The 16,211-nt window shown below is 63.0% G+C and carries 15 protein-coding genes; 4 read left to right on the forward strand and 11 right to left on the reverse strand.

Going from position 1 to position 16,211, the window contains the following annotated elements:
• Nucleotides 1–100: 100 nt before the first annotated feature.
• From QM996_RS07650 to QM996_RS07670, 5 genes are all read right to left on the reverse strand, one after another.
• Nucleotides 101–925, reverse strand: coding sequence for an inositol monophosphatase family protein (locus tag QM996_RS07650; RefSeq protein WP_500269915.1), 825 nt, complete (start codon nt 923–925; stop codon nt 101–103).
• Nucleotides 922–1,803, reverse strand: a complete 882-nt coding sequence (gene ttcA, locus QM996_RS07655) for a tRNA 2-thiocytidine(32) synthetase TtcA (RefSeq protein ID WP_500269916.1) — start codon at nt 1,801–1,803, stop codon at nt 922–924. Before ttcA ends, QM996_RS07650 begins: the two co-directional genes overlap by 4 nt.
• Nucleotides 1,804–1,936: 133 nt before the next feature.
• Nucleotides 1,937–2,884 (reverse strand): glutaminase, encoded by a 948-nt coding sequence (locus QM996_RS07660; protein ID WP_500269917.1) that lies wholly within the window; start codon nt 2,882–2,884, stop codon nt 1,937–1,939.
• Between the two features lie 136 nt (nt 2,885–3,020).
• A complete protein-coding gene (gene rpsD / locus QM996_RS07665) occupies nt 3,021–3,638 on the reverse strand; it encodes a 30S ribosomal protein S4 (RefSeq protein WP_500269918.1) in 618 nt (205 codons plus the stop codon).
• A gap of 227 nt (nt 3,639–3,865) precedes the next feature.
• Nucleotides 3,866–4,393, reverse strand: coding sequence for a MarR family winged helix-turn-helix transcriptional regulator (locus QM996_RS07670; RefSeq protein ID WP_500269919.1), 528 nt, complete (start codon nt 4,391–4,393; stop codon nt 3,866–3,868).
• A gap of 117 nt (nt 4,394–4,510) precedes the next feature.
• Here QM996_RS07670 and QM996_RS07675 point away from each other — a divergent pair, with 117 nt between their 5' ends.
• Nucleotides 4,511–4,846 (forward strand): cupin domain-containing protein, encoded by a 336-nt coding sequence (locus tag QM996_RS07675; protein WP_500269920.1) that lies wholly within the window; start codon nt 4,511–4,513, stop codon nt 4,844–4,846.
• Nucleotides 4,847–4,897: 51 nt separating this feature from the next.
• Here QM996_RS07675 and QM996_RS07680 read toward each other — a convergent pair whose 3' ends face one another.
• Nucleotides 4,898–6,415, reverse strand: a complete 1,518-nt coding sequence (locus QM996_RS07680) for an ATP-binding protein (RefSeq protein WP_500269921.1) — start codon at nt 6,413–6,415, stop codon at nt 4,898–4,900.
• A gap of 278 nt (nt 6,416–6,693) precedes the next feature.
• On the opposite strand from QM996_RS07680, the gene QM996_RS07685 reads away from it, so the two are divergent.
• Nucleotides 6,694–6,915: a hypothetical protein gene (locus tag QM996_RS07685; protein ID WP_500269922.1), complete on the forward strand. Its 222-nt coding sequence runs from the start codon at nt 6,694–6,696 to the stop codon at nt 6,913–6,915.
• A 12-nt stretch (nt 6,916–6,927) separates the two neighbouring features.
• Here QM996_RS07685 and murI read toward each other — a convergent pair whose 3' ends face one another.
• From murI to QM996_RS07700, 3 genes are all read right to left on the reverse strand, one after another.
• On the reverse strand, nt 6,928–7,770 hold the full coding sequence (gene murI / locus QM996_RS07690; RefSeq protein ID WP_500269923.1) for a glutamate racemase: 843 nt from the start codon (nt 7,768–7,770) through the stop codon (nt 6,928–6,930).
• Complete coding sequence (locus tag QM996_RS07695; RefSeq protein WP_500269924.1) at nt 7,757–8,602, reverse strand: RNA methyltransferase; 846 nt, start codon at nt 8,600–8,602, stop codon at nt 7,757–7,759. Before QM996_RS07695 ends, murI begins: the two co-directional genes overlap by 14 nt.
• A gap of 85 nt (nt 8,603–8,687) precedes the next feature.
• Nucleotides 8,688–10,664 carry an FUSC family protein gene (locus tag QM996_RS07700; RefSeq protein ID WP_500269925.1) on the reverse strand — a complete coding sequence of 659 codons (1,977 nt, stop codon included), beginning with the start codon at nt 10,662–10,664 and terminating at the stop codon, nt 8,688–8,690.
• Between the two features lie 276 nt (nt 10,665–10,940).
• Here QM996_RS07700 and QM996_RS07705 point away from each other — a divergent pair, with 276 nt between their 5' ends.
• Entirely contained in the window at nt 10,941–12,155 is a 1,215-nt protein-coding gene (locus QM996_RS07705; RefSeq protein WP_429815515.1) for an NADP-dependent isocitrate dehydrogenase, read from the forward strand.
• 131 nt (nt 12,156–12,286) lie between these two features.
• On the opposite strand, the gene QM996_RS07710 is transcribed toward QM996_RS07705, so the two are convergent.
• Together QM996_RS07710 and QM996_RS07715 are read right to left on the reverse strand one after the other, a co-directional pair.
• Nucleotides 12,287–13,282: a carbon-nitrogen hydrolase family protein gene (locus QM996_RS07710; RefSeq protein WP_500269926.1), complete on the reverse strand. Its 996-nt coding sequence runs from the start codon at nt 13,280–13,282 to the stop codon at nt 12,287–12,289.
• 209 nt (nt 13,283–13,491) lie between these two features.
• Entirely contained in the window at nt 13,492–14,340 is an 849-nt protein-coding gene (locus QM996_RS07715; protein ID WP_500269927.1) for an AraC family transcriptional regulator, read from the reverse strand.
• A 173-nt stretch (nt 14,341–14,513) separates the two neighbouring features.
• On the opposite strand from QM996_RS07715, the gene QM996_RS07720 reads away from it, so the two are divergent.
• A complete protein-coding gene (locus tag QM996_RS07720; protein WP_500269928.1) occupies nt 14,514–16,187 on the forward strand; it encodes a SulP family inorganic anion transporter in 1,674 nt (557 codons plus the stop codon).
• Nucleotides 16,188–16,211: the final 24 nt, after the last annotated feature.

Consider the following 16,211-nt stretch of genomic DNA (forward strand, 5'->3'; position numbering starts at 1 on the left):
CGCAAAGGTCGCTGTAGCTTTCAGTTGCCGCATGACATGAAAAGGCCCGCCCGGAGCGATCCCGGGCGGGCCTTTTGAGTCAGCATCGGCCTCTTCGAAATCAGACCGTGAAGACCTCGCGGCGAAGTATCTCCCAGCTTTCCTTGTCGGTCGCGAGCAGTAGTCCGCCATTGAGATGCGCCGGCAGGTAGGGAGAACCGTCAAAGCGGGCGGCATAGGCACCGGCCTCCTGCGAGATCAACGTTCCCGCCAGGTGATCCCAGGGCATCAGCTTCTGATACATCAGGAAGTGGATGTGACCGGCGGCGAAGATGCGGTACTCATGGGCGGCGCAGCGGTAGCTGGTGGCCATGCGGACCTTCGCCATATTGGCCATGACCTCGCGCCGGGCTTCCTGCTTGTAGAAGCCTGTGGATGCAACCCCGACCATGGCTTCGAGCGGCACGCCGGCCGTGACCGAGAGACGCTCCTGCGATCCGTCCGGGCGGCACATCCAGGCGCCCGAACCTTTCTCGGCGATCACCCAGTCGTTGCCGAGCGGATCGTAGATGATGCCGGCGACCGTCTCACCCTTGGAGACGACGCTTGCCATCACGCCAAAGAGCGGCAGGCCGGCGGCGAAGTTGAAGGTGCCGTCGATCGGGTCGACGACCACGGCGAGATCGGCACCGGTGAGCTTGTCGAGCAGCGCCGGATCGGCCGCGACCGATTCCTCGCCGACGAACAGAGCGCCCGGCGCCAACTCTTCGATGCGCGACTTCATCAGCCGCTCGGCGGCCTCGTCGCCTTCGGTCACGAGATCGATCGCTTCCGACTTCATCCGGACATCGTCTGCCCCGAGATTGCGGAACCGCGGCAGGATCTCTTTGACTGCCGCCTCCTGCATGAGGTTGGCAAGGCCGGCGATATCGACGGAATGGCTCATTCTTTGGGCTCCGGAGCGAGGGACAGGAAATCGAACAGCTTGGGGTCGAGCAGATGCGACGGGTTCACATGGCCGAGCGCGCGCAGCATCGTGTCCTTGCGGCCGGGCATGCGTCGCTCGATATCGGCGAGCATCGCCTTCATCGCGTTGCGCTCGAGGCCGTCCTGCGAGCCGCAGAGGTCGCAGGGGATGATCGGGAACTCCATGGCCGTCGCAAACTTGGCGAGATCGTCCTCGGCCGCATAGGCAAGCGGCCGAAGCACCATCAGGTCGCCCTCGTCGTTGAGAAGCTTTGCCGGCATCGAGGCGAGCCGACCTCCGTGGAAGAGGTTCATGAAGAAGGTTTCGAGAATGTCTTCGCGGTGGTGGCCGAGCACCAGCGCGTCGCATCCCTCCTCCCGGGCGATGCGGTAGAGATTGCCGCGGCGCAGCCGCGAACAGAGCGAGCAATAGGTGGCCCCCGTCGGCACCTTCTCCTTCACGATCGAATAGGTGTCGCGGTACTCGATGCGATGCTTGACGCCGATCGATTCCAGATATTCCGGCAGGATGTGCTTCGGGAAGTTCGGCTGCCCCTGGTCGAGATTGCAGGCGATAAGCTCCACCGGCAGCAGCCCGCGCCATTGCAGGTCCATCAACAGTGCCAGCAGGCTGTAGCTGTCCTTGCCACCGGAAAGGCCGATCAGCCAGCGCTTCGCGCCCTTCAGCATGCCGAAATCGTCGAGCGCCTGGCGGGTCTGGCGAAGGAGCCGTTTGCGCAGCTTGTTGAACGAGACGGAGGACGGCATGCGACCGAAAAGCGGATGCGTGCCGGCGTCGATTTCGGTCTCAAAAGCGGTTTCTGCGTGGTCTTGCGACGCGTTGAGCGAAAGGTCCATGGCGGGGATCCTGTGCGGCAGGCGCGGGCGCAACCGGCGCCCGGCAAATCTTGGGCCAGCACTTGCCCGCTCCGGCCGTCAAGATCAAGGGAAATCGGCCGGATGGTACTGATCCCCGGTGACGCAGCCGGCTCTAGGGCCCGAACACCGACCAGCCGGTGCGCGCCGCGAGCATTTCCAGTGCCAGCGAGCCGAGCAGCGAATTGCCGTTTTCATTGAGGCCCGGCGACCAGACGGCAACCGACGCCTTGCCGGGGGCGACGGCCAGAATGCCGCCGCCAACGCCGCTCTTTCCGGGCAGGCCGACGCGATAGGCAAAGTCGCCCGAGCCGTCATAGTGGCCGCAGGTCAGCATCAGCGCATTGATGCGTCGGGCCCGCTGGCGCGAGACGACATTGTGGCCCGTCAGCGGATTGCTGCCGCCGGCCGCCAGGAACAGCCCGGCCTTGGCCAACTGGCTGCAGGTCATCGAAAGCGCGCAATGGTGGAAATAGACGCCGAGCACATGCTCGACCGGGTGGTCGAGCCGGCCATAGGAACGCATGAAATTGGCAAGCGCGAAGTTCCTGTAGCCCGTCGCCGTCTCGGAACGCGCCACTTCGTGGTCGATGACGATCTGGTCGTCGTCGGCCAGGTAGCGGATGAACTGCACGATCTCGCCGATCAGCTCCCGTGGCGTGTGACCGGCGAGGATCAGGTCGCTGATGGTAATGGCGCCGGCATTGATGAAGGGATTGCGCGGCTTTCCGCCCTCGTGCTCGAGCTGGACGATCGAGTTGAACGCCGAGCCGGACGGCTCGCGGCCGACACGGTGCCAGATGTTCTCGCCGTGCTTGCCGAGTGCCAGCGTCAGCGTGAAGACCTTCGAAACGCTCTGGATCGAAAACGGCACTTCCGCATCGCCGACCCGATGCACTTTGCCATCGGTCGTTACGATCGCCATGCCGAAATGTCTGGGGTCGACGCGCGCGAGCTGCGGGATGTAGTCGGCAACCTTGCCCTGGCCGAACCTTGGGCTCAGCTCCTGATGGATGTCGTCGATGATCGCCTGCAGGTCTTGCGGAGCGTTCTGCTCGGGCATCGGCTTCCCTCTCACTCATCGCCTGTCGAAGGGATGAAATCGCGCCATGGACGGCAGCGTCACGGTAATCGCTGCCGACAAAAAAACCGCCCGTTTCCGGGCGGTTTTCGAAACGTCACAAGGCGTAAGCCCCGGATTAACGCGAATAGAATTCGACGACCAGGTGCGGTTCCATGACGACCGGGTACGGAACGTCGGAGAGAACCGGAACGCGGACGTAGGTCGCAACCATCTTGTTGTGGTCGACTTCGATGTAGTCCGGAACGTCGCGTTCAGCGAGCGAGACCGATTCCAGAACGGTTACGAGCTGCTTGGACTTTTCCTTGACTTCGATGACGTCGCCCGGCTTGCAACGGTAGGAACCGATGTTGACGCGGACGCCGTTAACCTTGACGTGGCCATGGTTGACGAACTGACGGGCAGCGAAGACCGTCGGAACGAACTTGGCGCGGTAGACGATCGCGTCGAGGCGCGACTCGAGCAGGCCGATCAGGTTTTCCGGGGTGTCGCCCTTGCGGCGGGAAGCTTCAGCGAAGATCGCGCGGAACTGCTTCTCGCGGATGTCGCCGTAGTAGCCCTTCAGCTTCTGCTTGGCGCGCAGCTGTACACCGAAGTCCGAGAGCTTGGACTTGCGGCGCTGGCCGTGCTGGCCCGGGCCGTATTCGCGGCGGTTAACCGGGGACTTCGGACGGCCCCAGATGTTTTCGCCCATACGGCGGTCAATTTTGTACTTGGACGATTCGCGCTTGCTCATCGCATTTCCTTTCAAACAGTTACACCGGTCTGTTTCCAAACCGGATCAAGGAAACACGCCCTCCTCTGAACCCATTTTTGGGGTTCTGACAGGTTTCTCACGATCACGCTGACGGAGAAGCCACGGGACATGTCAAATGAAACACCGGACATTTCTGCCCGGCGTTGGGGCGGCTTTAGTGGGTCCGGCCCCTCTTGTCAAACGAAATCGTGGCAATCGGCATCCGTTCAAGCCGGATCAACGGCGTCTGCCCGCTCCAGCGAGACGAGCAGTTTCCTGAGGAGCTCAGCCAATGTGGCGCGGTCCTCCTTGCTCAGCCCTTCGAGATACTGCGCTTCGCTGGTCATATCCGCACGAATCGCCGCCTCCGCAATCGCCATTCCCTTCTTGGTCAGTCCGACGACGCTGCTGCGGCCATCGGATGCCGAGCGCTCGCGCACGATCAGCCCGGCCTTCTGCAGCCGGTCGAGCCGATGCGTGAGCCCACCCGAGGAAATCATCAGAAACGTATAGAGATCGGTCGGCGTCAGCCGGTAGGGCGGACCGGATCTTCTCAGCGTCGAGATCACGTCGAACTCGCCGCGGTCGAGGCCGAAGGTGGCGAAGGTCTCCTCGATCGACGGACGCACCAGATTGGAGAGCCGGTAGGCTCGGCCGAGGATCGTCATCGGCTCGGTGTTGAGATCGGGCAATTCGCGCGCCCACTGCGCCTGCAACCGGTCGACATGATCCCTCGCCTCGTTTCCGCTCTGCATCGCTCACCCCGGCATCCCGTCAATATATCTTGACGAGAAGATAGTTTCGAATAATATCTTCTTGTGAAGATAAATCATCCGCAGCAGGAAGCCAACCCGCCGGAGATGGAGGCCAGCATGTTTCATGTCATTCCGCGTGCAGAGCAGAAGCAGAGCCCCAACCGGACGATCCTGTTTGAGGGCGGGCAGTACGGTACCCCGATTTCGCTGTTCCTGATGGATGCGGAGCCCGGCCAGGGGCCTGCCCTGCACGTGCATCCCTATCCGGAAACCTGGATCGTCCACTCCGGCGAAGCGGAGTTCACCGTCGGCGCGCAGAAGATCATGGGCAAGGCCGGTGACATCATCGTCGTCGATCCGGAGACACCGCACCGTTTCGTCAATACCGGCACCAGCCGATTGCAGATGACCTGCATCCATGCGTCCGACAGGGTCATTCAAAGCTGGCTCTAGCGCTTGCCGTCGGCGTTGCGCCAACGCCCCAAAGAACGGGACAGCGCGGGGTTATTCGGCTGCCGTGGCCGTCGTATTCGCCATATCGGGCCCGTTCGCGTCGCCCGGCGCGGTTTCGCTGCCAAGATCCGGAAAGGCAACGATCCGTTTACCGGAAAAATCCGCATGGATGACGATCAGCCCGTGTTCCTCGAAATAGCCGAGCAGACGGCGGGCGCGGCGCGCCGAATGGGTGCCGTAAGCGCGCGCAATCATCGCGTCCGAAGGACATGGCAGGCCGCGGACGGCCGCCTGCGCCATCATCAGGAACACCGCCTGAAGATCCTCGGTCACACGATCGGCAAGCTGCAGCGCCTGTGCCCAGGTCTCGGTGGCTGCCGTCTCCGCGTCGACACCCGAACGCGCGACCGCCATCTTGCGGCGGAAGGCGCTGAGGGAAAGCGCTGCTCCGGACGGCAGGCGGCGAATACGGCAACGCACCAGGAAATCCTGGAACAGTTCAGCATCCGGCCGGAACGCCGCCTCGGGATTGGCGAGAATTTCCGCAAAGACGCTGTCGAGCAGGTTCTCCTTCTCTTCGGCAGTCATTTCCGGCTGAGCCGGCTTCGGCTCGATCGGGGTCGCCGCTTCCGGTCGCGGACGCGATAGTTCGGCGAGGATGTCGGTTGTCGGACGCGGCGGTGCGACGGTGCGGCGCATGATCGGCCGCGTCAACTCGTCCGGATCCGGGGTGAAGATCAAATCCTCGACGTCCTGCGGCGCCTCCGGCAGCGGCATGAGCTTCGGGCTCGTCGAACGGGCTGACGTCTCGACCGTACCGATCGTCACCTTGAGCGGGCGGCGCGACAGGGCCGGGCCGAGTGCCACGAAGGAGCCGCGCTTCAGGTCGCGGAACATTTCCGCCGTACGCCGGTCCATGCCGAGCAGATCGGCCGCGCGCAGCATGTCGATGTCGAGGAAGGTACGGCCCATCAGGAAGTTGGAGGCTTCCGCCGCCACGTTCTTGGCAAGCTTCGCCAGGCGCTGCGTGGCGATCACACCGGCGAGCCCGCGTTTACGGCCGCGGCACATGAGGTTGGTCATGGCGCCGAGCGAGATCTTGCGCACCTCTTCGGTGACGTCGCCGGCAACCGAGGGCGCAAACATCTGGGCCTCGTCGACGACGACGAGAACCGGATACCAATACTCGCGATCCGCATCAAACATGGCGTTGAGGAAAACGCCGGCATTGCGCATCTGCTGCTCGATATCGAGGCCTTCCAGCGACAGCACGCAGGAAACGCGGTGCTGGCGGATGCGGGTGGCAATGCCGATCAGTTCCGCATCGGTCCGCTCGCCCTCGACGACCACATGGCCGAACTTGTCGGCAAGCGTGACGAAATCGCCTTCGGGATCGATGATGCACTGTTGCACCCAAGGTGCCGATTGCTCCAGCAGCCGACGCAAGAGGTGCGACTTGCCCGAACCGGAATTGCCCTGCACCAGAAGACGGGTGGCCAGAAGCTCCTCGATATCGAGCGAGGCCGAGGTCCCTTCGGACGTCGTTCCCATGTCGATGCCGACCTTCATTTCCACCTCGTCCTGTTTTGTTCTTCCGCACCTCCGGGCGCAAACCGCTGCGCACTCTTTCTGGAAATGCTCTGGATTGATTCGCGCTCATGCGAAGACCGCCAAACGGGCGACACCTAGCACGCTTTTGCCGTAAATCGTGCCGCCGCCGCAGAAAACCCACAGGGAATACGGGCGTGAAAACCGCTTACAAAGATCGATGCGACTATCCACTTGCCGCAAGATAAAGTTGAAAACCTGCCATCGACCTTCTTTCTCTCGTATGCGCGCATGCCCATATGGATTGGAACCGCAATCGTTTGCCAGAGGCAGCAATGCACCAGAACGAGACGAAACGGCATTTCGAGATGAACAATCTCGATCAACGCATGCGCAAGGCCTACAAGGATGGACAACGCATCACATCGAGAAAGGAAGCGGCGCGAACAAACCGCACGAACTTCCTGCTTGCTTGTGCCTTGGCTGTCCTGGTCGGCATATCGCTGGCAATCTTCTTATAGAGCGCTGCGCGTTCAGATTGCTTCGCTGGTCTCTGCCTGTTCACGCGCAGCGACAGTTGACGCCACCGTCAGGCCGAAGCCCTGCATCAGCCGTCGCGTCGCGAAATCCGGCTTGCCGGAGGTGAAGATCGCCGGATCCTGCCCGTTCAGCGGTTCGAAGCCGTTTGGCAGCGGCACGAGTGACCGCGCCCGCCGGGCAATGGCTTCGGCCGGATCCAGCCAGTCGACCGGCCAGGGTGCAAGCCGGCGGAAGACGTTCGCCATGAAGGGATAGTGCGTACAGGCGAGCACGACGATATCGGTCTTCTTGCCGTCCATTTCGACGAAACACGGGGCGATTTCGGCAAGCACGGTCTCGTCTTCCAGCTTCTCGCCGCGAATATAGGCCTCCGCCATCTTGGCGAGGTTCTCCGAGCCGACGAGGCGCACATGGCACTGGCTGGCAAAGGACTGGATGAGATCGCGCGTATAGGCGCGCTTGACGGTACCCGGCGTCGCCAGGACCGAAACGAGCCCGGAGCGCGTGCGCTCGGCCGCCGGCTTGATCGCAGGCACCGTGCCGACGAAGGTCATCTGCGGATAGGCTGCGCGCAGATCGGCGCCAACCAGCGTGAAGGCGGTGTTGCAGGCGATCACGCAGATTTCCGGATCATGCTCGGCAAGCAGCCGGCCGAAGAGGTCGATCACCCTTTCCTTCAGCGCCGCCTCTTCCCAGCCGCCATAGGGAAATCCGGCGTCGTCGGCGACATAGATGAAATGCCGCTCGGGCATCAGCACCCTCGCCTCGCGCAGCACGGTCAAGCCGCCGATGCCGCTGTCGAAGACGAGGATGGGTTTCAGTTCACTCGCTGTCACCGTTGTTTCGCGCTTTCCTGCTGTGTGCGCCCCTGCTGCGCTCACTCGGAGCGCCGGAACCGCGCGGGTTTTCCCGCGTGAACCGGTCGAGCGAAGAAATGACGCCGCGCAGCACCTGGATTTCCGATTCGGTAAAGGATGGTCTGGTCAGAACGGCGCGCAGGTTCTCGACCAATTTCGGCTTTTTGTCGGCGGAGCGGAAATAGTTGCGCGCATCGAGCGCCTCCTCGACATGCTCGAAGAGCCCCTGAAGGTGTTCCTTGGTGGCCGGCCGCTGCTCGATCGGCTGGAACGAGGTCTGGTCCTCCGATTCCATGCCGGTCTTCAGCCACTCGTAGGACATCAGCAGCACGGCCTGGGCGAGATTGAGCGATGCGAAGGCCGGGTTGACCGGAAAGGTCACGATCTCGTCGGCAAGCGCCACTTCCTCGTTGGTGAGCCCGGTACGCTCACGCCCGAACAGGATGCCCGTCTTCTCCCCGCTCTGGAAGCGCTGACGAAGCGTTCGCGCCGCAACGATCGGCGAACGCACCGGCTTGTAGCCGTCGCGGTCGCGGGCCGTCGTCGCATAGACGAAATTGAGATCGGCGATCGCCTCTTCGACCGAACCGTAGAGCTTGGCGCTGTCGATGACATGGTCGGCGCGGCTTGCGGCAGAACGCGCCTTCTCGCTCGGCCAGCCGTCGCGTGGATTGACGAGCCGAAGCTCCGCCAGGCCGAAATTCGCCATGGCGCGGGCGACCATGCCGATGTTTTCGCCGAGCTGCGGATAGGCGAGAATGATGGCCGGTCCTTCCGCCAGAAGTTCGCGCTCGCTGTTCGTGCCTGCCATTTCCTTAGCCTTTGCCTCTCGTTCGGCGCTTCCCTTGCACAAATGTCGGCGAAATTAAAGTCCGGCTTGGGTTTGAGCCGTGCAGCTACAGATGAAGACGGTTGAGAGAGATCCCGATCATTTCCAGACCAAGCTCGGCGTCGTCCCTCGATATCGGCAGGTGACGATCGACCGGCGCGCCGATCCGGCCGACTTCATAGAAATAGGCAGAAGCCTTGCCGCGAACCGACTGGACGAGTTCGAGATTGGCCTCGATGTCCTCTTTGAAATCGGCGCCTTCCAGTCCGGCATCCGTGCCGACGCGCCGCGCGAACACCCGCGCCCAATAAGTACAGGCCATGAAGATCGCCAGTGCCTGGCGAACATGGCCAGGGCGGGTGACGAGTTGCCAGGGCAACCCGAGCGGCTTTGCCGCCGCCGCCAGATCGCGATAGGCACGGTCGAGCGCCTGCGAGCGGGTGATGAGCACGAGGCCCGAGGCCCCGTCCCTCGCCGCCTGCAGCAGACCCGTCAACTCGTCGCACCAGGTCGCAACGGCCGCATCGAGCGTCGTGCGCGTCCGGGTCGGAAAAACCACGAAGGCGACGGCCGCGCCGGCAATCGAGCCGATCATGGTTTCCTCGAGACGCAATTGCAGCAGATGCGGCGTCAGCACGCCCATGAGGCTGTAGAGCAGCGACAGCACGACGGAGATGAAGAAGGTCATCGTCGCATAGGAAACCGCGAGGAAATAGAAGGCGAGAAAGACGCAGAGCGCGCTCAGCGGCAGCACCAGATAGATGTTGCCGCCGACCAGCGTGCCGACGACGATGCCGACCACAATACCGAAGAGTGTGCCGGCAGAGCGCTGCAGCGCCTTCACCGCCGTATCGCCGCGCGAGCGCGTGTTGGTGAAGACCAGAAACGCCGCAAGCACCGCCCAGAACCAGCGCTCGCGCGACAGCATCAGCCCGAACACCATGGCGATACCGGAGGCAAGGGTGATCTGGATCGCGGCTTTCAGCGCCGGGTCGGCAAACGACGGTTTCCAGCGGGTTGCCGTGCCGCCCTGTTGCGCCGACGGCTCTTCGAGATCGGCCGGTGTCAGCTCCGCCAGACTGCGGGCGAGCCTCTGCCTGACATTTCGAAGCCAGAGCAGCGCCTTCACCGTTTCTTGGCGGCGCGGTGCGGCATCGCCAAGCCGGGCCATCTCCTCGTCGATCCTCTCACCGTCGCGCGCGATCATCGCCTCCACCAGCGCCGGCGGCGGCATCGACTGGAAGCTTAGGACGATGACGCTTTCGGCCGCGAGATGCAGATCGAAAAGGTTGACGACGAGATCGGCGGACGCCACTCCGGGCTCGGGTTGCGGCCGTCGGTTCTCGGTCGGAATGAAGCTCTCGGCCATCAGCACGGCTTCCTTCAGCCGCTCTTCCGCCGTGTGCAGCCGACGCCGATCGATCTCGGAAAGAACCGGCTTGCGTGCGATCTCCGCCAGTTCGAGAAGCATGCGGTCGACACGACGCTGTACGCTCGCCGCAGCGCGCAGCAGGTCACGGTAGCGGTCATCCGGCAGCAGCCGAGTGCGAACGAGATGCGCCACCGTCGCGGACACGGCCGCCCCGAAGAACAGCGCCGGCAACTGGTCGGCCGTCGGCCGCAGGTAGGCGCCGGTGAAATAGGACATGAAGGCGAACATGCCGACAGCAAATCCGCGGGGACCGAAGGATCGGCCGTAGACGGCGAGAAAGATGATCAGCAGGAAGACGACGTCCGAGACGTAGCGATGATCTTCCAGAAGCGAGGCCAGGCCGACCATCGAAACACCGACGAGGACGGCGATGATGCGCGTGAGGCGCTGGCCTGCCACGGTGCGGTCGCGGACCGCCAGTCCGCCTTCTATGGAAAGCGATGCGGCAAGACCATAGGCCGCCGGCGGCAGTGGCGCGATCAGGTAATGAACCGCCATCAGGATCAGGACGGAAACGACGATCGTCGCGGTGATGCGGGAGGCTTGCCGCAGGCGGGAGAAAGCGGGATCGTTGGCAAGAAGCCAGTCACGCACGCGGGAGCGAAATGCCATCGGAAGCCTTTTGCTTGTCTGCGTCCGCCTCAAACGGGCGCCGCCTCGCCGTTCCTTCCTGCATAACGACAGCAGCGATCTTTGCAAGGCCGATGGTGTCCTCGGCCGACCCGGAAAGCGTCGCCGAACCCTCGGTCGACTGAAGCCGTCGCCTCCATCCAAAGTTTCAGCCAAGCATGCTTTGCCTTGCCGGTTCTGAGTGCTATAGGGCACAGGATTTTTCAGAGAGGAAGGGACATCGCTCCCGCTGTCCCGCATAAGCTACGAGGCATATTCATGGCAAAGATCAAGGTCGCCAATCCGGTCGTCGAGCTCGACGGCGATGAGATGACCCGCATCATCTGGCAGTTCATCAAGGACAAGCTGATCCATCCCTACCTCGACATCGATCTGGAATATTACGACCTCAGCGTCGAAAACCGCGATGCCACCGAAGACCAGGTGACGGTCGACGCCGCCAACGCGATCAAGAAACACGGCGTCGGCGTCAAGTGCGCCACGATCACGCCGGATGAAGCCCGCGTTGAAGAATTCAAGCTGAAGAAGATGTGGAAGTCGCCGAACGGCACGATCCGCAACATCCTCGGCGGCGTCATCTTCCGCGAGCCGATCATCTGCAAGAACGTTCCGCGCCTGGTTCCCGGCTGGACCAAGCCGATCATCGTCGGCCGTCACGCCTTCGGCGACCAGTATCGCGCCACCGATTTCAAGTTCCCCGGCAAGGGCAAGCTGACGATGAAGTTCGTTGGTGAAGACGGCAAGGAAATCGAATACGACGTCTTCGACGCTCCGTCGGCCGGCGTTGCCATGGGCATGTACAACCTCGACGATTCGATCACCGAATTCGCCCGCGCTTCCTTCAACTACGGCCTGCAGCGCAAGGTTCCGGTCTACCTCTCGACCAAGAACACCATCCTCAAGGTCTATGACGGCCGCTTCAAGGACATCTTCCAGAAGGTCTTCGACGAAGAATTTGCCGAGAAGTTCAAGGCCGAGAAGCTGTGGTACGAACACCGCCTGATCGACGACATGGTTGCCTCGGCTCTGAAGTGGTCGGGCGGCTACGTCTGGGCGTGCAAGAACTACGATGGCGACGTGCAGTCGGACATCGTGGCCCAGGGCTTCGGCTCGCTCGGCCTGATGACCTCGGTTCTGATGACGCCGGATGGCAAGACGGTCGAAGCCGAAGCCGCCCACGGCACGGTTACCCGTCACTACCGCCAGCACCAGAAGGGCGAGGAAACCTCGACCAACTCGATCGCCTCGATCTTCGCCTGGACCCGTGGCCTCGCCCACCGCGCCAAGCTCGACGGCAATGCCGAGCTCGCCAAGTTCGCCGACACGCTCGAGAAGGTCTGCGTCGACACCGTCGAAGCCGGCTTCATGACCAAGGACCTGGCGCTCCTCATCGGTCCCGATCAGCCGTGGCTCTCGACCACCGGCTTCCTCGACAAGATCGACGAGAACCTGAAGAAGGCCATGGCGGCCTGATAAGGCGCCAGACTCGAAGGTAACGGAACCCGGCCTCGAGCCGGGTTTCTTTTTGGCTGATCGCAATTCCGGAGCCCGGTCATCGTTCTGCGGCCTACGCTCGTCTGCGCGAAAGCCGAGCGCGGCCGTCGTTAGAACATGTCACGACTGTTGCTTCGCGGGTCGTCATCTACGATATGCGGATCGTAGATTCCGTCCCGGGCCTGTCGACGCCATGGCCGGGCCGGATCGCCGGGATCGTTGCCGATATCGGCCACGACAATCGAAGGCCTGTCTCCGGCGCATCGCGCGGCCCATTGGCCGTCGGGGGCAACGATACCCGAGGGAGCGGCGAGGCCCGGTTGTGCGAGAACGGCAAAACTCGCCCAATAGCGATTGCTCGACGCATGCCCTTGCACCTCAGCGGCAAAAGCCAGGTCGATTGGCAAGGAGCCGCCGGTGGTCGAGAACAGGACGCAATCGACATTCAGCCGCTCGTATTCGATGAAAAGCTCCGGAAAGTGGCACTCGATACCAAGCGTGCAGCCGAAGCGGACACCGTCGACCTCGAATGTCAGCGGGATCGATCCGGGCGTGTACATGAACGAGATCTTGGTGTTCGACAGCATGCGCTCGTCGTAGCGTGTCGCGACCGTCCCCTTGTCCGAGATGACATACAGGCTGTTGTGCGGGCGGTGAGGTTCGGTGAGCGGGTGTACAGACCCGAGGACTGTCCACAGGCCGAGTTCCCGCGCCAGCGTTCGCGTGGCATCAAGCTCCTCGCGCAGAACTGTCCAATCGAACCGGCGCCAATCGGATGGCCCTATTTCGCGGGGACCGATGGCGGACATAATGCGCTTGTTTGGAAAACACGTCGCCCCCTCCGGGAAATGCGCCACGCGGGCTCCTGCCCGATGCGCCTCCCGCATCAGGTGCCGGATTTTCTCCCCGGCAAGGCGAAGTGCTGCCGCATCGCGAGGGTCGTCGAAATAGCCGGATTGCGCCACGGCCAAGCGCAGCGACTTTGATTGGGGCCGCGCCCCGGTTGCCTTCGCGTCGCGAAGATGCATGAGCGCAACGGTGTAGGATTCGCCGGTCTTGGCGGCGCGGGCGCGAACGCGCCGTTTGAAGTTTCGGTTTTCAGTCATAGCTGGGCCTTTCACGTCTCGGGCAAGTTCCCCAGCAACCGGACCCGAAACGGTGGGACCGAGGTTTGCGACCCGAGACTGAAGTCCCTTTGCCCCCTTGAAAGGACCGTGCTGGGGACGATCTTTGGAGGTTCGGCGCAGGCCACGCCGAACCAAAGGTGCCGCTGAGCCGCCGATTCGTCAATTCCAACGCGGCGACCCGACGCCTGTCATTTCAACGGCAGATAGATCTCGCTCAGCAGTTCCGTCGGCGGAACTTCGCGGGGATTGTTGAGATATTTCTCGAACATCAGGCTGTCGCGGATCTCGCGACCCGATTGCGGCAGCCAGGTGCCATAGAGCCATTGATAGGCCTTCGGCATATCCGCATAGGGACCCTTGTAGCGCAGCACGGCGTAGCGGCCGCCGTCGAGGTGCTGCGGCGTCAGCGGTGCCTCCACCGGGACCGGGGTGCGAGCGCTGACGCAGGCGAAGGAACGCAGCTTCTCCGTCGGCACCAGCTCCGGATCGTCGAGATAGATGCCGATCATTTCCATGTCCGGCCGGAACTGCCTGCGCGAAAACAGGGTTCCGTAGAGCGTCTCGAACGCCTTGCCGATCTCCATATAGGAGCCGCTATGGGCGACGCCGACGAGGTCGAGGGCGTCAATGTCCTTGAGGGTGACTTCATACATATCCGTAATTCCTTCCGTTGAGGCGGTTTCAAAGGCGACATGGCTGCCCTCCTTGCGGTAGCGCGCCGGCGGCAACCCGTAGGCCGCCTTGAAGGTGCGATTGAAGGATTGGAGATTGGGGTAGCCAGAGCGTCGCGCGACCGCTTCGACGGGAAGATCGGACTGGGCAAGGTCGGCGGCGGCCCGCTGCAGCCGCAGCCGCTTCACCGTCGCCGCCAGCGTCTCGCCGTGAACGGCCCGGTAGTTCCGGTGCCAATGATGCGGCGACAGGCAGGCGATCTCGGAGAGACGATCGAGGTCGAGGTCGCCGTCGAGATGTGCATAAATATAGGCCGAGACGCGGTGGAGCCGCCCCTCGTAAATTGCCCATGCATCGTCACCCATGTCGTGCTCCCCGTCGAAACCATCGCGTTTCGCTCGAAACCCTTCAAATCACAGATCGAATTGACAAATCCTGCGGACCTCTGCCGCGTCCGCTTGTGCCGCATCGCGACTCAGATAGGCTGAGCATGCCCGCCATGTTCGTTCCAGCCAATGCGGTGCCTCTGGAGAGTCCGATGCCCGATTCTCTTGTTCCGAAAACGGTCAGCGTTCTTGCGGAAGGATATGGCCTTACCCGCTTGAAAGCAGACGCGCTCGCTGGTTTGACCGTCGCGATCGTCGCACTGCCGCTCTCCATGGCGATCGCGATCGCCTCGGGGGTGACGCCCGACCGCGGACTCTATACCGCGATTGTCGGCGGCTTCCTCGTTTCGCTTCTCGGCGGCAGTCGGGTGCAGATCGGCGGTCCGGCCGGGGCGTTCATCGTGCTCGTCGCGGCAACCGGTGCCCGGCACGGTCTCGACGGCCTGTTGCTCGCGACCGCCATGTCCGGGATCATGCTGGTTGCGGCAGGCTATCTCCGGCTCGGGCAATATATCAAGTTCATACCCTACCCCGTCACCGTCGGCTTCACCGCCGGCATTGCCGTCATCATCTTCGCCAGCCAGTTGCGCGACCTTTTCGGCCTGACGCTGGGCGGCCCCGAGCCCGGTCCGATCGTCGACAAGATCGTGGTGCTCGCCCACGCCGCCGGTACGGTCAACGGGGCGGCGGTGCTGACGGCGGGCCTGACCATCGGCATCATTCTCGGCCTGCGTCGGTTGAGACCGCATTGGCCTGGCATGCTGATCGCTGTGGCCGCGGCATCGGCCTTCGTCGCCCTTCTGCAACTCCCGGCAGAAACGATTGGCACGCGGTTCGGCGGCATTCCGCGCGGCCTGCCGCTTCCCGCCCTGCCGCCGCTTTCGCTCGAAAAGGCCACGGCCGTCCTTCCGGATGCGGTTTCCTTCGCTCTCCTCGGCGCGATCGAGTCGCTGTTGTCGGCCGTCGTTGCCGACGGCATGACCGGGCGCCGGCATCGCTCCAGCGTCGAGTTGATCGCCCAGGGCATCGCGAATATCGGTTCCGCGCTCTTCGGCGGCATCTGCGTCACCGGCACGATCGCGCGAACGGCGACGAATGTCCGGGCCGGCGCCACCAGCCCGGTCTCCGGCATGCTGCATTCCGTCTTTCTGCTGCTCTTCATGCTCCTCGCGGCGCCGCTCGCGAGCTACATCCCGCTCGCCTCGCTTGCCGGCGTGCTCGCGATCGTTGCCTGGAACATGATCGAGAAGCCGGCCTTCATGGCGCTGCTGCGCTCCTCCTACGGCGATGCGGTCGTGCTGCTTGCAACCTTCCTCATCGTCGTCTTCCGCGAACTGACGGAAGGCATCGTTATCGGTTTCGCGCTCGGCGCGGTTCTCTTCATCGATCGCATGGCAAAGAGCATCTCCATCGGCGAAACCAAACCGCTGGCGGCTGGCAAGTTGGAGAACAGCGAGGAGGAACATCCCGTTGTCGCCGACGATCCGGATACGGTGATCTATCGGATATCCGGCATCTTCTTCTTCGGCTCGGCCGCAACCGTCGGCACCGTCCTCGACCGCATCGCCGACCAGCGCCACAATTTCGTCCTCGATTGCTCGGAAGTGCCTTTCATGGATTCGACCGCCGCCAACGTCATCGAGGGAACGCTGCGGAAAGCCGAGCGGACGGGGGTTCGATTCATCATCACGGGCGCCAGGTCACAGGTGCGCCGCACGCTCTACCAGCATGACGTCCGGCCGCCGCGGGTTTTGATGCGCGCCTCGGTCGAGGCGGCGCTCCAGACCATCCGGAGCGAAAAGGCCGCAAGCGAAAAGGCGGCATAAAAAAGGGCGCCCGCAGCGCCCTTT

The organism is Sinorhizobium chiapasense (assembly GCF_045277575.1).
Lineage (GTDB): Bacteria > Pseudomonadota > Alphaproteobacteria > Rhizobiales > Rhizobiaceae > Ensifer > Ensifer chiapasense_A.